The sequence below is a fragment of the Janibacter anophelis NBRC 107843 genome (genome assembly GCF_001570945.1).
GTDB lineage: Bacteria > Actinomycetota > Actinomycetes > Actinomycetales > Dermatophilaceae > Janibacter > Janibacter anophelis.
Genome location: NZ_BCSQ01000004.1, coordinates 51745 through 68665 on the forward strand (window position 1 = coordinate 51745; position 16921 = coordinate 68665).

Annotated in this window: 15 protein-coding genes and 1 pseudogene; 2 read left to right on the top strand and 14 right to left on the bottom strand. The window is 70.8% G+C overall.

The features are described 5' to 3' along the window. Positions 1-37: 37 nt before the first annotated feature. Both JAN01S_RS01955 and JAN01S_RS01960 read right to left on the bottom strand, forming a co-directional pair. Positions 38-853, bottom strand: coding sequence for a ParA family protein (locus JAN01S_RS01955; protein ID WP_084359935.1), 816 nt, complete (start codon positions 851-853; stop codon positions 38-40). A 134-nt stretch (positions 854-987) separates the two neighbouring features. Further along, a complete protein-coding gene (locus JAN01S_RS01960) occupies positions 988-1959 on the bottom strand; it encodes a site-specific tyrosine recombinase XerD (protein WP_068312849.1) in 972 nt (323 codons plus the stop codon). Between the two features lie 46 nt (positions 1960-2005). Between JAN01S_RS01960 and JAN01S_RS01965 the strand changes: the two genes are divergently transcribed. Then, the gene (locus JAN01S_RS01965) at positions 2006-2629 is read left to right on the top strand and encodes a hypothetical protein (RefSeq protein ID WP_068312851.1); all 624 of its coding nucleotides are present in this window, start codon (positions 2006-2008) and stop codon (positions 2627-2629) included. Positions 2630-2719: 90 nt separating this feature from the next. Here JAN01S_RS01965 and hisS read toward each other — a convergent pair whose 3' ends face one another. Together hisS and JAN01S_RS01975 are read right to left on the bottom strand one after the other, a co-directional pair. Next, positions 2720-4087, bottom strand: coding sequence for a histidine--tRNA ligase (gene hisS, locus JAN01S_RS01970; RefSeq protein ID WP_068312855.1), 1368 nt, complete (start codon positions 4085-4087; stop codon positions 2720-2722). Then, positions 4084-4788: an MBL fold metallo-hydrolase gene (locus tag JAN01S_RS01975; RefSeq protein ID WP_068312858.1), complete on the bottom strand. Its 705-nt coding sequence runs from the start codon at positions 4786-4788 to the stop codon at positions 4084-4086. The genes hisS and JAN01S_RS01975 overlap by 4 nt, the downstream gene beginning before the upstream one ends. Before the next feature lie 56 nt (positions 4789-4844). Between JAN01S_RS01975 and JAN01S_RS01980 the strand changes: the two genes are divergently transcribed. Beyond that, entirely contained in the window at positions 4845-6218 is a 1374-nt protein-coding gene (locus JAN01S_RS01980) for a DUF349 domain-containing protein (protein ID WP_244884714.1), read from the top strand. 305 nt (positions 6219-6523) lie between these two features. Here the strand turns inward: JAN01S_RS01980 and JAN01S_RS01985 are convergent, their stop codons facing one another. From JAN01S_RS01985 to pdxT, 10 genes and pseudogenes are all read right to left on the bottom strand, one after another. Further along, positions 6524-8812, bottom strand: coding sequence for a RelA/SpoT family protein (locus tag JAN01S_RS01985; protein ID WP_068312861.1), 2289 nt, complete (start codon positions 8810-8812; stop codon positions 6524-6526). A 9-nt stretch (positions 8813-8821) separates the two neighbouring features. Next, a complete protein-coding gene (locus JAN01S_RS01990) occupies positions 8822-9349 on the bottom strand; it encodes an adenine phosphoribosyltransferase (RefSeq protein WP_068312864.1) in 528 nt (175 codons plus the stop codon). Continuing rightward, complete coding sequence (secF, locus tag JAN01S_RS01995; protein ID WP_084359926.1) at positions 9346-10596, bottom strand: protein translocase subunit SecF; 1251 nt, start codon at positions 10594-10596, stop codon at positions 9346-9348. Before secF ends, JAN01S_RS01990 begins: the two co-directional genes overlap by 4 nt. Positions 10597-10601: 5 nt before the next feature. After that, on the bottom strand, positions 10602-12530 hold the full coding sequence (secD, locus tag JAN01S_RS02000; protein ID WP_068312873.1) for a protein translocase subunit SecD: 1929 nt from the start codon (positions 12528-12530) through the stop codon (positions 10602-10604). Beyond that, positions 12530-12835, bottom strand: coding sequence for a preprotein translocase subunit YajC (gene yajC, locus JAN01S_RS02005; protein ID WP_068312876.1), 306 nt, complete (start codon positions 12833-12835; stop codon positions 12530-12532). Before yajC ends, secD begins: the two co-directional genes overlap by 1 nt. Before the next feature lie 140 nt (positions 12836-12975). Continuing rightward, positions 12976-14097, bottom strand: coding sequence for a Holliday junction branch migration DNA helicase RuvB (ruvB, locus tag JAN01S_RS02010; RefSeq protein ID WP_068312878.1), 1122 nt, complete (start codon positions 14095-14097; stop codon positions 12976-12978). Then, the gene (ruvA, locus tag JAN01S_RS02015) at positions 14094-14687 is read right to left on the bottom strand and encodes a Holliday junction branch migration protein RuvA (protein ID WP_068312882.1); all 594 of its coding nucleotides are present in this window, start codon (positions 14685-14687) and stop codon (positions 14094-14096) included. Before ruvA ends, ruvB begins: the two co-directional genes overlap by 4 nt. Then, positions 14684-15220: a crossover junction endodeoxyribonuclease RuvC gene (gene ruvC, locus JAN01S_RS02020; protein ID WP_068312961.1), complete on the bottom strand. Its 537-nt coding sequence runs from the start codon at positions 15218-15220 to the stop codon at positions 14684-14686. The genes ruvA and ruvC overlap by 4 nt, the downstream gene beginning before the upstream one ends. Before the next feature lie 84 nt (positions 15221-15304). Next, on the bottom strand, positions 15305-16066 hold the full coding sequence (locus tag JAN01S_RS02025) for a YebC/PmpR family DNA-binding transcriptional regulator (protein WP_068312884.1): 762 nt from the start codon (positions 16064-16066) through the stop codon (positions 15305-15307). Between the two features lie 220 nt (positions 16067-16286). Next, positions 16287-16886, bottom strand: a pseudogene (gene pdxT, locus JAN01S_RS02030) (pyridoxal 5'-phosphate synthase glutaminase subunit PdxT); the annotation flags it as partial. Positions 16887-16921: the final 35 nt, after the last annotated feature.

Sequence of the window (16921 nt, forward strand, 5' to 3'; positions counted from 1 at the left end):
GGAGCGGGCGCAGCGGCCTCAGTGGCCTCCACGGTCGTCAGGGAGCGCCGCCGCGGGCGATGAGCTCACGCGCCAGCTGCCGGTAGGCGTTGGCGCCGGAGTGTCCCGTGGCGTAGGTGGTGATCGGCTCGGCGGCGAGGGTGGCGTCGGGGAACTTCACCGTGCGCGAGATGACCGTGTGGAAGACCTTGTCGCCGAAGTGGTCGACGACCGAGCCGACGACCTCACGGCTGTGCAGGGTGCGTCCGTCGTACATCGTCGCGAGGATGCCGTCGACGGTCAGGCCGGGGTTGAGCCGGTCGGTGATCTTGTCGATGGTCTCGACGAGCAGGGCGACGCCACGCATGGCGAAGTACTCGGTCTCGAGCGGGATGATCACGCCGTGCGCCGCGGTGAGGGCGTTGACCGTCAGCAGGCCGAGCGAGGGCTGGCAGTCGATGAGGATGACGTCGTACTCGTCGACGACGGGCCGCAGCACGCGGGAGAGGATCTGCTCGCGGGCGACCTCGCCGACGAGCTGCACCTCGGCGGCGGACAGGTCGATGTTGGCCGGAGCGACATCGAGACCCGGCACGGAGGTGCGCTGGATGATCTCGGTGATCTCGTGACCGCGCCCGACGAGCAGGTCGTAGATGGTGATCTCGAGCGTGTTGGTGGGCACGCCCAGCCCGACCGAGAGCGCACCCTGCGGGTCGAAGTCGACGAGCAGCACGCGTCGTCCGGCCTCGGCCAGCGCCGCGCCGAGGTTGATCGTCGTCGTGGTCTTGCCGACGCCACCCTTCTGGTTGCACATCGCGATGATGCGCGCGGGGCCGTGGGAGGCCAGGGGCTCCGGCTCCGGGAAGGCGGGCATGGGTCGGCCGGTGGGACCGTGCTGGGTCAGGTCGTGCTCGAGCTCGAGCGGCGGCGTCACCTCTGATGCCACAGTCGGATCACTCCATCGGGTCTGGCGGTCGGTCAGCCTCTCGCTGATCAGCGACGACACTATCAGCGGGCACGGGGGTGGCTCTGTGCGTAGACCTCACGCAGCTGCTGCACGGTGACCATCGTGTAGATCTGCGTCGTCGTCACCGACGCGTGCCCGAGCAGCTCCTGCACCACGCGCACGTCGGCGCCGCCCTCGAGCAGGTGCGTGGCGAAGGAGTGCCGCAAGGTGTGCGGAGAGACGTGGCCGGTCAGGTTCGCTCGACCGGCTGCTGCGGTGATGACCGCCCACGCGCTCTGCCGCGACAGGCGCGCACCGCGCTGGCTGAGGAAGAGGGCCGGTCCGGCCTTGCCCTTCGTCGCCATCTCGGGCCGGCCGCGCACGGTCCAGGCCTGGACCGCCTCGGTGGCGTAGGTGCCGATGGGCACGACCCGCTCCTTTCCTCCCTTCCCCAGGAGCCGGACGGCGCCCGAGGCGAGGTCGAGGTCGTCGATGTCCAGGCCGACCGCCTCGGAGATGCGCGCGCCCGTGCCGTAGAGCACCTCGAGCAGGGCGCGGTCACGCAGCGGGATCGGCCCGTCGCCGAGACCCGCGGCATCGATGAGCCGGACGACCTCGTCGGGTGCGATGGCCTTGGGCAGGCGCGAAGGGGGTGCCGGCGGCGCCACGTCCTCGGCCGGGTTGTGCTCGGTGACACCCTCGAGGGCGAGGAACTTGTGCAGGCCGCGCACCGCGACGAGGGTGCGGGCGGCGGAGCTGGCGGCGAGCGGCGGGTGGTCGTCGTCGCCGGTGCGCAGGGCTGCGAGGAATCCGGAGACGTGCGCCTCGGTGACCTCGGCGGGATCCGTCACGCCGTGGGCGGCGAGGTGGTCGACGTAGCGACCGCTGTCGCGTCGGTAGGCGGAGAGCGTGTTGCGCGAGACCCCGCGCTCGACGTCCAGCTGCGTCAGCCAGGTCCGCACGGCCCGCTCCAGGGGCGTCGTGCTCACCTGTGTCGCTCCTCCATCAGGATGGTCGTGCCGTGGGCACCCCATTGTGCCCACGGGTGGTCGCGACCACGCCGGGGAGTCTAATGGGCGCATGAAGCTCTATGCGGATCTGCCCGCCCGTCGTTTTGCCCAGGTCGCGGCGGACCTGCTCATGCTCGGCTGGATCGTGCTCTGGGCGCGCATCGGCATGGCGGTCCACGCGTCCACACTCGAGCTCGCGGAGCCCGGCCGGCGGCTGGAGGGCGCGGGGCGCGGGTTCCGCGACAAGCTCACCAGTGCCGGGGACGACGTCGACGACCTGCCGCTGCTCGACGACAAGGTCGCGACGCCCTTCCGCGAAGCCGCGGCCGCCGGCTCGAGCATCGAGGACGCCGGCCGCGACCTCGTCACCGCCGTCGAACGGCTCGCGACGACCCTCGGCTGGGTCACGGCGCTGACCCCGATCCTCATCGTGGGTGCCTTCTGGCTCGCGGCCCGCTGGCGCTTCGTCCGCAGGGCCACCGCCGCCCAGTCCCTCGTCGACAACGTCGACGACCTCGACCTCTTCGCCCTGCGGGCCATGGCGAACCAACCGCTCCAGCGACTGGCCCGGATCAGCGACGACCCGGCCGGCGCGTGGCGCCGCGGTGACGCCGACGTGGTGCGGGCCCTCGCCGAGCTCGAGCTCGCCGACTGCGGGCTGCGCCCGCCCTCCCCCGCCGCGACCGACCGCTGACGCCCCAGAACGCGCATTTCCCCGGGGAGATGCGCGTTCTGAGGCGTCTGGAGTGCGCATTTCCCCGGGGAGATGCGCGGTGTCGGTGGGTCAGGTCAGGGCGACGACCTGGGGTCGCAGGTCCTCGGCAGGGCACTGCCAGGTCGCGGCGTCCGCGTCCACCTGCTCGCCGGAGCGGATGTCCTTGACCTGGTCACCGCCGCCCTCGGTGGCGCCGGGGAACCACACGTACGGGATCCCGCGCCGCTCGGCGAAGCGGATCTGCTTGCCGAACTTCGCCGCGACCGGCGCGACCTCGCACGGGATACCGCGAGCACGAAGGGCGGTGGCCGCCGCGACGGAGGCCGGGCGGCTCCCTTCGTCCGTGACCGCGACGAGCACCGCGGACGGGGTCTTGCGGCTCGCGCCGACGAGGCCCTTGCCGAGGAGCAGGCCGAGCAGCCGGGAGAGACCGATCGAGATGCCGACGCCGGGATAGGTGTTCTTGCCGTCGCTCGCCAGCTCGTCGTAGCGGCCGCCGGAGCAGAACGAGCCCCAGGACTCGTGGCCGATGAGCTGGGTCTCGTAGACGGTGCCGGTGTAGTAGTCGAGGCCGCGGGCGATGCGCAGGTCCGCGACCATCGCGCCGGGGGCTGCCGCCGCACCGGTCTCGATGACCGCGGCCAACGCCGCCAGGCCCTCGTCGAGCACGGGGTGCTCCACACCGAGGGTCCGCACCTGCTCGACGAAGGAGGTGTCCTGCGTGCGGATCGAGGCGAGGTCGAGCACCGCCTGCGCCTGCTCGGGCGTGCGGCCGGCCTCGACGAGCTGGGCCGCGACCTTGTCCGGCCCGATCTTGTCGAGCTTGTCGACCACCCGCAGCGTCCCGGCGACGTCGTCGATGCCCAGGCCCCGGTAGAAGCCCTCGGGGATCTTGCGGTTGTTGACCTGGATGACCATCGGCGGGATCGGCAGCTTGGCGAAGATCTCCGCCATGACGAGCGGCATCTCGGCCTCGAAGTGCGGCGCCAGCTCCCCCGTGTCGACGACGTCGATGTCGCACTGGGTGAACTCGCGGTAGCGCCCCTCCTGAGGACGCTCGCCGCGCCAGACCTTCTGGATCTGGTGCCGGCGGAAGGGGAAGCTCAACCGCCCCGCGTTCTCCACGACGTAGCGGGCGAAGGGCACGGTGAGGTCGAAGTGCAGGCCGAGATCACCCTCGCGGGAACCGCCGGCAGCACCCCCTTCGTCCTCCGCGGCGAGCCGGTGGATGCCGTAGATCTCCTTGTCGGCGTCGCCGCCCTTGCCGAGGAGGCGCTCGACGGGTTCGACCGCGCGCGTCTCGATGGACGGGAAGCCGTGCAGCTCGAAGGTGGAGCGGATGACGTCGATGAAGTGCTGCTCGACGATGCGCTGCTCCGGCAGGTACTCGGGGAAGCCCGACAGCGGGGTGACCTTGGTGGCGCGGGGGGTGCTCATGACAGTCCTTGCAGGTACGGGTTGGTCGCCTTTTCACGGCCCAGCGTGGTCGCGGGCCCGTGGCCGGGCAGGACGAGACTGGAGTCGGGACGCGGATGGACCGCCCGACGAAGGGAGTCCTGCATCGCCTCGTACGACCCTCCCGGCAGGTCCGTGCGACCGATCGACCCGGCGAAGAGCACGTCACCGGTGATGAGCGTGCGGTCGACCTCGGCCTCGGCGGGCACGCCCTCGGGCACGGCGTCGACGGCGAACATGACCGAGCCCTCCGTGTGGCCCGGCGCGTGGACGACCTCGAGGTCGATCCCGGCCACCGTGACCGTCTCGCTGTCGGTGACCTCGACGATCCGCTCCGGCTCGCGCCAGGTGACCTTCTTGCCGAACTGCTGCTCGAGCATCCCGCTCAGCTGCGGTCCGAGGGAGGAGGAGCCCAACGGGTCGACGAGTCGGTAGCGGTCGTCGGTGTGGATGTAGGCGGCGAGCTCGCCACCGCAGACGGGGGTCACGGAGAAGACGTGGTCGACGTGACCGTGGGTCAGCAGCACGGCGGCTGGCTTGAGCCGGTGCGTCGTGAGGACCTCGCGGAGGGTCTCCTCGATGCCGATGCCGGGATCGACGATGAGGCACTCCTCGCCGGGCCCGTCGGCGATGACGTAGCAATTGGTCCCGAAGGCCTGCGCCGGGAACGAGAGGGTCAGCACGGGACAACCCTACGTGCGGCCCCCTTCGTCGCACGCCCTTGGGTAACCTCGGCCCTGTGAGTGACGAGACCAACGCCCCGCGCCCCTCGGCGCCTTCGCCTGCGGCCCTGGCCCGCATGGCTCCCCGCCCGCCCGCGACGCCCGCCACCGAACCCCCGGCGGCCACGACGGACCACTCCGCCTCGGCCGCCTTCGGCCGGGTCGACGAGGAGGGCAAGGTCTACGTCCGCGACGGCGAGGGTGAGCGCGAGGTCGGCTCCTACCCCGACGCGACGCCCGACGAGGCGTTGCAGTACTTCGCCCGCAAGTACGACGAGCTCTACGCCTCCGCGCACCTGCTGCACCAGCGCCTCGAGGTCCCCGACGTCTCCGCGAAGGAGATCGGTGACGGCCTGAAGAGCCTGCGCGAGCACGCCCACGAGCCCAATGTCGTCGGCGACCTGCCGGCGCTCGCGTCGCTCATCGCCGAGCTCGAGGCCGGCCTGACCGCCAAGCGTCAGGCCGAGTCGGCCCACCGCGCCGAAGCCAAGCAGGCCGCGGCCGCCGAGCGGGAGAAGATCGTTGCCGAGGCGGAGACGATCGCGGCGCAGCCCGTCGAAAAGGTCCAGTGGAAGCAGTCCACGGCCCGCATGCGCGCCCTGCTCGACGAGTGGAAGGCCCACCAGCGCGGCAAGGTCCGTCTGGACAAGGACGTCGAGAGCGCGATGTGGCAGCGCTTCTCCAAGGCCCGCAACGGTTTCGACAAGACGCGCCGCGCCCACTTCGCCCAGCTGGAGCAGACCCGCGGCGAGGTCAAGCACGTCAAGGAGGACCTCGTCGTCCAGGCCGAGCGCCTGTCGACCTCCACCGACTGGAATGCCACGGCCGGGGCCTTCAAGCGGCTCATGGACGAGTGGCGCCGGGCGGGTCGCGCCGGGCGCGCGGACGACGACCGCCTGTGGGAGCGCTTCCGCGCAGCGCAGGACGCCTTCTTCAACGCCAAGGACGCCGAGGCGGCCAAGGAGGACGAGGCGCACCGCGGCAACCTGGAGGTCAAGGAAGCGATCCTCGCCGAGGCCCAGGCCCTGCTGCCCGTCAAGGACCTCGAGAAGACCAAGGTGGCCCTGCGCGGCATCCAGGACCGGTGGGAGGCCGCGGGCAAGGTCCCGCGCGCCGACATCTCCCGGATGGAGAAGGGCATGCAGCGTGTCGAGCAGGCCGTGCGCGACGCCGAGGACAAGAAGTGGGCCAGCTCCAACCCCGAGCTGTCCGCGCGCGCCTCCTCCATGGTCACCCAGCTCGAGTCCAAGGTCGCCGACCTGCAGGCCGAGGTCGAGCAGGCCGAGTCCCGCGGCAACGCCTCGCGCGCGGCCAAGCTGCGCGAGCAGCTCGAGGCCCAGCAGGCGTGGCTGGACCAGGCCCGCAAGGGGCTCGACGAGTTCGGCGGCTGACTCTCCTCCGCTTCTCTCTGCCACCGCTCCCGGCCAGGAGGCCGAGACCGCGCATTTCCCCGGGGAGATGCGCGGACGGGTGACGGCCGGGAGCACTCACGGAGCGGACGGACAGAAGGTCCGGCGCAGCATCAAGCCGAAGTCGAGAACGACAACGTGACCGCACGACGACGAAGGACCCTTCGAGACGCTTGCTGCACAAGCTCCTCAGGGCACCGCTTCGGCAGCGCGCCGGATCTTCTGTCCGGGAGCGGTGCGAGGGTCTGGAGGCCGCGGCCGGCCCGACACCTCGGGTCTGGGCGCGGTCAGCCGCGCTTGTTGCTGCCGCCGGTGATGCGGAAGCAGTCGAAGACCGACTCGATGCGCTTGACCTGCTGCACCACGTGGCTGAGGTGGGCGACCTCGCCCATCTCGAAGGTGAAGCGCAGGATCGCGACGCGGTCGCGTGAGGTCTGCACGGCGGCGGAGAGGATGTTGACGCCCGACTCGGAGAGCACGCGGGTGACGTCCGAGAGCAGCCCGGCCCGGTCGAGGGCCTCGACCTGCACCTGCACGAGGAAGACGCTGGAGCTGCTCGGGGCCCACTCGACCTCGATGAGCCGCTCGGCCTCCTTCTTCAGCGAGTCTGCGTTGGGGCAGTTGACGCGGTGCACCGAGACGCCGTTGCCGCGGGTGATGAAGCCCATGATCTCGTCACCGGGCACCGGGGTGCAGCACTTGGCGAGCTTGACCCACAGGTCGTCCATGCCCTTGACCACGACACCGGGATCGCTGCTGCTCCGGGGACGTCCGATGGGTCCCGGAAGGGTGGCCTCGGCGAGGTCCTCGGTCGCGCCGTCCTCTCCCCCGGCTGCCGCGATGAGCCGCGAGACCACGTGCTGCGCGGAGACGTGCCCCTCGCCGACGGCGGCATAGAGCCCGTCGACGTCCTGCCGGCGCAGCTCGCTCGCGACGGCCGTCAGGGACTCGACGGTGACAATGCGGTGGAGCGGCAGGTTCTGCTTGCGCACGACCTTGGCGATGGCCTCCTTGCCGGAGTCGACCATCTCCTCACGGCGCTCCTTGGTGAACCACTGCTTGATCTTGTTGCGGGCACGCGCGGAGCGCACGAAGTTGAGCCAGTCGCGAGAGGGTCCGGCTCCTTCGGCCTTGGAGGTGAGGACCTCGACCGCGTCGCCGTTCTCGAGGGGCGAGTCCAGGGGCACGAGGCGGCCGTTGACCCGGGCCCCGATGCACCGGTGCCCCACCTCGGTGTGGACGGCATAGGCGAAGTCGACCGCCGTCGAGCCGGCAGGCAGGGCGATGACCTGCCCCTTGGGCGTGAAGGCGTAGACCTCCTGCGTGTTGATCTCGTAGCGCAGGGAGTCGAGGAACTCGCTCGGGTCGGCCGTCTCCTTCTGCCAGTCAAGCAGCTGGCGCAGCCACGCCATCTCGCCGACCTGCCCGTCGTCGACCTTGCCCCCGTCGGGGTTGCCGCGGTCCTTGTACTTCCAGTGCGCGGCGACGCCGTACTCGGCGCGACGGTGCATCTGGTGGGTGCGGATCTGGATCTCGACCGGCTTGCCCTGCGGTCCGATGACCGTCGTGTGCAGCGACTGGTACATGTTGAACTTCGGCAGGGAGATGTAGTCCTTGAACCGCCCGGGAAGGGGGTTCCACCGGGCGTGCAGCGCGCCGAGCGCCGCGTAGCAGTCCCGCACCGTGTCGACGAGGACGCGCACGGCGACGAGGTCGTAGATCTCGCCGAACTCGCGACCCCCGACGATCATCTTCTGGTAGACGGAGTAGTAGTGCTTGGGCCGACCGGTGACGGTCGCCTTGATCCGGGCCTCACGCAGGTCGGCGACGACCTGCCCCTTGACCGTCGTCAGGTACTCCTCGCGGGCCGGGGCGCGCTCGGCGACGAGCCGGACGATCTCCTCGTAGACCTTGGGGTAGAGCGTGGCGAAGGAGAGGTCCTCCAGCTCCCACTTGATGGTGTTCATCCCGAGGCGGTGCGCCAGGGGCGCGTAGATCTCCAGCGTCTCCTGGGCCTTGCGCTGGGCCGACCCGGTCGAGACGTATCGCCAGGTGCGGGCGTTGTGCAGGCGGTCGGCCAGCTTGATGACGAGCACCCGGATGTCACGAGCCATCGCCACGATCATCTTGCGCACGGTCTCGGCCTGGGCGTTGTCGCCGTAGGTGACCTTGTCGAGCTTGGTCACGCCGTCGACGAGCTTGGCCACCTCGGCGCCGAACTCCTCCTCGAGCTCGTCGAGCGAGTACTCCGTGTCCTCGACGGTGTCGTGGAGCAGGGCGGCGGCGAGCGTCACCGGTGTCATGCCGAGCTCGGCGAGGATCGTCGTCACCGCGAGCGGGTGGGTGATGTACGGGTCACCGCTCTTGCGGGACTGGCCGCGGTGCGCGCGCTCGGCGACGTCGTAGGCGCGCTCGATGATCGACAGGTCGGCCTTGGGGTGGCTCTGCCGCACGATCTGCAGCAGGGGGTCCAGCACGCCGGGAGTGGCCGCGCGGCCACTGCCCAGTCGGGCCAACGAAGCGCGCGCCAGAGACCGCGGGGAGAACCCGCCGCTGCTGGTGCCGCGCTCGCTCATGGAGAGAGCCTAGACCGTGACCAGGCTCCGGACGGCACGGCCCGCCAACACGTCTCGCCCACCGAGGGCCTCGATCTCCACGAGGACCTCGACGCCGGGCACGACCGCGCCACAGGTCTCGAGGAGCTCGCACGCGGCAGCGGCCGTGCCTCCGGTCGCCAGGACGTCGTCGACGACGAGGACCCGGGCGCCCGGGGCCACGGCCTCGCGCTGCACCTCGATCCGCGCAGTGCCGTACTCGAGCGCGTAGTCGACGCCGATCGTCGGACCCGGCAGCTTGCCCGCCTTGCGCACCGGGACGAAGCCCAGTCCCATGTGCAGCGCGATGGCGGCACCGAAGATGAACCCGCGCGCCTCCAGCCCTGCGACCGCGTCGACCCGGCCCTGCCACGGCTCGGCGTGGGCCCGGACCACATCGGCGAAGAGGGCGGCATCGGCGATCACCGGCGTGATGTCCTTGAAGGTCACACCCGGTTCCGGGAAGTCGGGGACGTCGCGCAGGCCGGTGAGGATCCGCTCCCCGAGGTCCGTGCTCACCCCTTGCCCCGTCGCTTGCGGGGCGTCTTCTTCGGCTGGTTGCGGGGGCCTGCCGACTGGGCGTACTTGTGCACCTTGCGGCCGGTGACGGTCTGGGCCTCGCCCGGCTCGGCGACGCCGCCCGACTCCGCGACGCCGGTCGACTCGTCCTGGGTGCCGACATCTCCGCCGCGGTCCGGAGCCGGCGTGCTGCCCCGGCCACCAGATCCTCCGCTCGGGGCCACGGTTGCGGTGCTCGTCGCGCCGCTCGCGGCCATGGCCGGCTGCCGCTCCTGGCGGGCGCGGTGCTTCTCTGCGTCCTTGGCCAGTTGCACCACCTCGGGGTCCTTGCGCCGCAGGTCCACCAGCAGCGGCGTCGCGATGAAGACCGACGAGAAGGCACCGACGGTCGTGCCGATGAAGAGTGCCAGCGAGAGGTCGAGCAGTGTGCCCGGTCCGAGGACCGCGAAGCCGATGATGATGACCGCGACGACCGGCAGGTTGGCGATGATCGTCGTGTTGATCGAGCGCACGAGCGTCTGGTTGACGGCGAGGTTGGCGGCGTCGGCGAAGCTCATCCGTCGGTTGGCGAAGGCTGCCCGGGTGTTCTCCTTCACGTGGTCGAAGACGACGACCGTGTCGTAGAGCGAGTAGCCCAGGACGGTGAGGAATCCGATCATCGTCGCCGGCGAGACCTCGAAGCCGGACCAGCTGTAGATGCCGACGGTGATGACCATGTCGTGCGCGAGGGCGATCATCGACGCCACCGCCATCTTGAGGTTGCGGTAGTACAGCGCCATGAGAGCGGTCGTCAGCACGAGGAAGACGACGAGGGCCCGCAGCGCCTGCTGGCTGACGGACGCACCCCACGAGGGCCCGATGAAGTTGGAGCTGACCTCGCTGCTCTCGACGTCGAAGGCGGTCGCGAGGGTGCGCGAGACCTCACGGGCCTCGTCGCCACTCAACTCCTCGGTCTGCACACGCACGGTGCTGCCACCGAGCGTGGAGACATTGGCCGAGGAGTCGCCGCCGGCGACCTCGCGCACCGCCTCGGTGGCGAGGTCCTCGTAGTTGCTCGGCGCGCTCTGCGTGGCGACGCGGAACTCGGAGCCTCCGGTGAACTCGAGGCTGAGGTTGAGCGGCCGCACGACGAGGCCGGCGACGGCCACGATCATGATGATGGCCGACCAGACGTACCACTTCTTCGACTGGCCGACGAAGTTGATCGAGCGACGCCCGGTGTAGAGGTCATTGCCCCAGTCCGCCATGCGGCTCATCGCGCGCCTCCCTCGGCCGGCACGGTCGCCGGGTTGTCACGCTCGAGCGGACCCTCGATGTCGAACGTGCCGCGGCCCTTGTAGCGGACCTTGGCCTCACGCAGCCGGTTGACGTCGAAGCCGGACCACGGGTGGCCGGACGCGAAGAACTTGCCGCGCGCGAGGATCGTGAGCATCGGGTGGGTGAACAGCCAGAAGATCGCCAGGTCGATCAGGGTCGTCAGGCCGAGGGTGAACGCGAAGCCGCGCACCCCGGAGCTGGCCAGGACGTAGAGGATCACCGCGGCGACGAGGTTGACGCCGTCGGCCACGAGGATCGTGCCCTTGGCCCGGGCCCACCCGGCCTCGACCGCGGCCCGCAGGTTGCGCCCTTCGCGAAGCTCGTCCCTGACTCTCTCGAAGTAGATGATGAAGCTGTCGGCGGTGACACCGATGGCGATGATCAGACCGGTCACGCCGGCCATGTCGAGTCTGTAGTTGTAGCCCCACGCCAACAAGGCGATGGCCAGATAGGTGATGAGGAAGGCGATGACCATCGACCCGACGACGACGATCGACAGCGCGCGGTACTGGACCATCGCGTAGCCGAAGACGATGAGCAGGCCGATGACGCCGGCGATGACACCCCAGCGCAGCTGCTCGGAGCCGAGGGTGGGGCTGATCTCCTGGCGGGTCTGCACATCGAAGGACAGCGGAAGTGCGCCGAACTTCAGCGACTTGGCCAGGCTCCGTGCCTCGTCGATCGTGAAGCCGGAGATGCTGGCCTGCCCGCTCGGGATCGCCTCGTTGAAGCCGGGGTCGATGAGGACCTGCGAGTCGAGGACGGCCGCGAGGGCGTTGTAGGAGCCGGGCGGGTTGACCCCGGGCTGCAGCCCGGGCATCTGGACCATCTGCTCGGAGATGTCGCCGTACGCACCTCGACCCTTGCTGGTCAGCGTGAGGGAGATCTCCGGCTCGTTGGTCTGCTGGCCCTGCGGGCCGACCCGGTAGCCGGCCTCGGCGTTGGCGATCTCGGTGCCGGCAACGACCACCGGACCGAGCACGTACTTGATCGAGCCGTCCTGCTTGCACGCGACGATGGGCTCGTCGGGGTCGGTCGACGGAGCCTCCTCCGGCGGCTTCGAGCAGTCGAGCTCCTGGAACCTGTCCCACACCTCGGTGGTGATGTTGTTGGGGTCCATCGGACCGGTCGGCTTGCCCGACGGCGACCAGCTCTGGGCCGGGGGCTCGCTGGGCGCGCCCGTGGACGAGGCGCTGCCGGAGGACGAGGCGCTCGAGGAGGCCGAGCTGCTCGAGCTCTTGGACGAGGTCGTGCCGGGCGAAGTGGGCTCGGCCGTGCGCGCCCGGTCGCGGGACGCGGAGGTCTCGCTGCGGCTCGTGCTCGGCTGCGTCGTGCTGCTGCTCGCGTCGTCGCTGGCCGAGGAGCCGGATCCGGACGTGGAGCCGGACGTCGGGCTGGAGGAGCCCGAACCGCTCGTCTCGCTGGGGGCCGGCTCCATGAGCGACGGGTCGCCGATGGCAGTGGCCAGCACCGGGCGGAACTGCATCTGCGAGGACGCCGCGATCGCATCCTCCTGCTCCTTGGTCGGGGTGCCCGGCATGGCGACGACGATGTTGGAGTCACCCTGGGTCGTGACCTCGGCGCCGGTGGTGCCCTGCGAGTCGATACGCTGGACGATGATGTCGCGGGCCTCGGCGAGCTGCTCGGGCGAGACGCTGCCGCCACCCGTCACGCGCGGCTCGAGGACGATCTGCGTGCCACCGGCCAGGTCGAGACCCAGACGCGGCGTCCAGGACGCGTCCTTCTGCCAGACGCCGTAGCCCAGGGCTCCGACGAGCACGATGATCCCGGCGAAGAGCCAGACGAGGGTGCGCTTGGCGTTGTCCCTGCGCGCGATCTCCTTGGTGCGTCGACGCTCCGCCATCAGTCCCGTCCGTCCTGGTCCGTGACGGGTCCGGTCTGCGTGGGCTCGACCTTCATGCCCACCGCCCGACGGTCCATGGTCAGGACCGTGCCGGGCGCGACCTCGAGGCGCAGTCGGTCGTCGTCGAGCTCGACGATGCGACCGAGGATGCCGGAGGTCGTGAAGACCTCGTCCCCGACCTGAAGCGACGCGGTGAACTCCGCCATCGTGCGCTGCCGTCGTCGTGCCGACCACAGCATGAAGCCGATGAGCACGAGCGGGAGGATCAGCAAGAGCAGGCTGGCGGTCTGCGAGCCTTCGTTCATGAGAGGGACTTCCTGGGTCGGGACTGGTCGGTCGGGAGACGTCGCAGTGGCTCGGGTGTCCCCGAGCCAAGGGCCGAGTCTAGGTCAGTGCTGCTGACCTGTACCAACGGACACGAGGGGCAATTGGTTTCGGTGCGGCCTCAGCCGAACCGGCCGCCGTCGGCTCCGTCCGGGAGGGGAAGGGGGGTCTGCTCCCCCGGCGGTGGGGTGAGACCGAGGTGGCCCCAGGCGAGCGGGGTCGCGAGTCGTCCCCGCGGGCTGCGCACGATATAGCCCTGGCGCACGAGGTACGGCTCGGCGACGGTCTCGACGGTGTCGGTCTCCTCGCCGACCGCCACGGCCAGCGTCGACAGGCCCACGGGGCCCCCGCCGAAGCGGCGGCACATGGCCTCGAGCACCGCACGGTCGAGCCGGTCGAGGCCCGCCTCGTCGACGTCGAAGAGGGTCAGGGCCGCGCGGGCGGCGGTGACGTCGACCTCCCCGGTGCCGTGCACCTGTGCCCAGTCGCGCACCCGCCGCAGCAGCCGGTTGGCGATGCGCGGCGTGCCACGGGAGCGCAGCGCGATCTCCGCCAGCGCGTCCTCGTCGGCAGGGACGCCGAGCAGGCGGGCGCTGCGCTGCAGGATCCGCTCGAGGTCGGCGACCTCGTAGAAGTCGAGGTGGCCGGTGAAACCGAAGCGGTCGCGCAGGGGCGCCGGCAGCAGACCAGCGCGCGTCGTGGCTCCGACGACGGTGAAGGGGGGTAGCTCCAGGGGGATGGCCGTGGCGCCGGGCCCCTTGCCGACGACCACGTCGACCCGGAAGTCCTCCATCGCGAGATAGAGCATCTCCTCGGCCGGTCGGGACATGCGGTGGATCTCGTCGAGGAAGAGCACCTCGCCCTCGACGAGCGAGGAGAGCACGGACGCGAGGTCACCGGCGTGCTGGATCGCGGGCCCCGACGTGACCCGGATCGGCTGCTCGAGCTCGGCGGCGACGATCATCGCCAGCGTCGTCTTGCCCAGGCCGGGCGGTCCGGACAGCAGCACGTGGTCCGGCGGCGATCCACGGCGGCGGGCCGCCTCGAGCACCAGGCCCAGCTGGTCGCGCACCTTGGGCTGACCGGGGAACTCGTCGAGCCGGCGAGGCCGCAGCGCCGCCTCGACCGTCGAGTCGTCGTCGGTGCCGCCAGCGTCGACGATGCGGGCAGTCGCCTCGAAGGAGCCGTCCCCCTCGCGCGGGTCCTCGTCGGCCACCCGGATCTCTGAGCTGAAGCCGCTCATCGTGCGAGCACCTGCAGCGCCGCGCGCAGCGCGCTCGAGACGTCACCGGCACCGTGCTCGTCGGCGACCTTGGCCACGGCATCGGCGGACTGCTTGGTCGAGTAGCCCAGACCCACGAGCGCGTCGGCGACCTGCTCCTGCCAGGCCGCGGCGGTCGCCGCGGGCGCGGCCGCTGCCCCAGCCCCTGGAGCGTGCGGCATCTTGTCCCGCAGCTCGAGGACGAGACGCTCCGCCCCCTTCTTGCCGATGCCGGGGACCTTGGTCAGGGTCGCGATGTCCTCGCCCGCGACGGCGGCGGACAGCTCGTCGGGGCTGAGGACCGACAGGATCGCCAGCGCGACCCGCGGCCCGACGCCACTGACGGTCTGGGCCAGCTCGAAGGTGTCGCGCTCCCCCGCCGTGGCGAAGCCGTAGAGCGTCATGGAGTCCTCGCGCACGACCATGCTCGTGGCCAGGTCGACCTCCGTCCCGGTGCGGCAGCCCGCCGCGACGGCCGGTGGGGTGTGCACGAGGAGCCCGACGCCGTGGACGTCGACGACGACGCGGTCGAGTCCGACGTGCCGGGCGGTGCCGGTGATCGAGGCGATCATGCGCCGGCCACCGATCGCAGCCGGGCCCGCTCGCTGGCAGCGGCGAGCTCCTGGCGCATCGCACCCCGGCCGCGCCACTGGTGGCAGATGGCCAGGGCCAGGGCATCCGCGGCGTCGGCGGGACGCGGCGGCTCGTCGAGCGTGAGGATCCGGGTGACCATGGTCGCGATCTGCGCCTTGTCCGCCCGGCCGGAGCCGGAGACGGCTGCCTTGACCTCGGTGGGCGTGTGGAGGGTGACGGGGATGCCGCGACGGGCGCCGGCGAGCAGCACGAGACCACTCACCTGGGCGGTCGTCATGACGGTCGGGACGTGGTCGGCGGCATAGACGCGCTCGAGGGCGATCGCATCGGGAGCGAAGCGGTCCAGCCACGTGTCGAGCTCGTCCTGGACGTAGGCAAGCCGGTCGCCCGTGTCGCGCCCGCTGGAGGTGCGCACGACACCGACGGCGACCATGCGCAGGGCCCGCGCCTCACCCTCGACGACCCCGAGGCCGCACCGGGTCAGCCCGGGGTCCACGCCCAGCACTCGCACGCGCACCACTCCCGGATCGACTCGAACACCTGTTCTGCTCGAGGCTACGTGTCGGCGACGCACCGGGCGCCGCCGACACGCCGATCACTCGTCGTCGGCCTCGAGCTGGGCCATGACCTCGTCGGAGACGTCGCCGTTGGTGTAGACGTTCTGCACGTCGTCACTGTCCTCGAGGGCGTCGATGACTCGCATCATCTTCTTGGCACCCTCGGCGTCGAGCGGCACCTGCATGCTCGGCAGGAAGGAGGCCTCGGCGGAGTCGTAGTCGACGCCGGCCTCCTGCAGCGCGGTGCGCACGGCGACGAAGTCGGTCGCCTCGGAGACGATCTGCCAGGACTCGCCGAAATCGTTGATCTCCTCGGCGCCCGCCTCGAGCACGATCTCGAGGAGCTCGTCCTCCCCCTTCTCCACCTTGGGCACCATGACGACGCCCTTGCGGTTGAAGAGGTAGGCGACCGAGTTGGGGTCGGCGAGACTGCCGCCGTTGCGGGACAGGGCCGTGCGGACCTCCGTGGCGGCGCGGTTCTTGTTGTCGGTGAGGCACTCGATGAGCACCGCGACACCACCGGGCGCGTAGCCCTCGTAGGTGATGTTCTCCCAGTCGGCCCCACCGGCCTCGGCACCCGAACCACGCTTGACCGCGCGGTCGATGTTGTCATTGGGGACCGAGCTCTTCTTCGCCTTCTGCACGGCGTCGTAGAGCGTGGGGTTGCCAGCGAGGTCGCCACCGCCCGTGCGGGCGGCCACCTCGATGTTCTTGATGAGCTTGGCGAAGAGCTTGCCGCGCTTGGCGTCGATCGCCGCCTTCTTGTGCTTCGTGGTTGCCCACTTGGAGTGGCCGGACACGTGGTCTCCTCGTACTGGCTGGCAGGTGGTCCGAGGAGCGATCCTACGCGCTCACGTCACGCGCGACGTCGTTCTCGCCGCCACCTCGCACCGTGCCGTCCGTGCTCGAGTCCCGCACCATGCCGTCCGTGCTCGAGTCCCGCACCATGCCGTCCGTGCTCGAGTCCCGCACAATGCCTTCCGTGCTCGAGTCCCGCACCATGCCGTCCGTGCTCGAGTCCCGCACCATGCCGACGAACAGCGCGTGCACCCGGTGGTCCCCCGTGACCTCCGGGTGGAAGCTCGTGGCGAGGAGCCGACCCTGCCGCACGACGACGGGATGGGTCTCCCCCTTCGCCTCGACGCTCGCGAGCACCTCGACGTCGGGACCGGCCTGCTCCACCCACGGCGCTCGGATGAAGACCGCGCGCAGCGGCCCACCCTCGAGCCCACGGACCTCGAGATCGGTCTCGTACGAGTCGACCTGGCGGCCGAACGCATTGCGCCGCACCGTGATGTCGAGCCCGCCGAGGGTCTGCTGGTGGGGGTGGCCGTCGAGGATGCGGTCCGCGAGCAGGATCATCCCGGCGCAGCTGCCGTAGACCGGCATCCCGTCGGCGATACGAGCACGAAGGGGGTCACGCAGGCCGAAGGTGCGGGTCAGCTTGTCGATGGTCGTCGACTCCCCTCCGGGGAGGACGAGCGCGTCCAGCGTCGCCAGCTCCTCCGGTCGGCGCACCGGCAACGTCGCCGCGCCGGCCTCCTCGAGGGCGGCCCGGTGCTCCCGGACGTCGCCCTGGACCGCGAGGACTCCGATGACGGGACGGGAGAGGTCGCTCATGGAGCGGAATGTAGTCGCCCGCACGCCTGCGACTG

Excerpts from the sequence above, each read along its gene's own strand:
- JAN01S_RS01955 (WP_084359935.1), bottom strand. The coding sequence starts at position 853 with ATGCCCGCCTTCCCGGAGCCGGAGCCCCTGGCCTCCCACGGCCCCGCG.
- JAN01S_RS01960 (WP_068312849.1), bottom strand. The coding sequence starts at position 1,959 with ATGGGGTGCCCACGGCACGACCATCCTGATGGAGGAGCGACACAGGTG.
- JAN01S_RS01965 (WP_068312851.1), top strand. The coding sequence starts at position 2,006 with ATGAAGCTCTATGCGGATCTGCCCGCCCGTCGTTTTGCCCAGGTCGCG.
- hisS (WP_068312855.1), bottom strand. The coding sequence starts at position 4,087 with ATGAGCACCCCCCGCGCCACCAAGGTCACCCCGCTGTCGGGCTTCCCC.
- JAN01S_RS01985 (WP_068312861.1), bottom strand. The coding sequence starts at position 8,812 with ATGAGCGAGCGCGGCACCAGCAGCGGCGGGTTCTCCCCGCGGTCTCTG.
- secF (WP_084359926.1), bottom strand. The coding sequence starts at position 10,596 with ATGGCGGACTGGGGCAATGACCTCTACACCGGGCGTCGCTCGATCAAC.
- secD (WP_068312873.1), bottom strand. The coding sequence starts at position 12,530 with ATGGCGGAGCGTCGACGCACCAAGGAGATCGCGCGCAGGGACAACGCC.
- yajC (WP_068312876.1), bottom strand. The coding sequence starts at position 12,835 with ATGAACGAAGGCTCGCAGACCGCCAGCCTGCTCTTGCTGATCCTCCCG.
- ruvB (WP_068312878.1), bottom strand. The coding sequence starts at position 14,097 with ATGAGCGGCTTCAGCTCAGAGATCCGGGTGGCCGACGAGGACCCGCGC.
- ruvA (WP_068312882.1), bottom strand. The coding sequence starts at position 14,687 with ATGATCGCCTCGATCACCGGCACCGCCCGGCACGTCGGACTCGACCGC.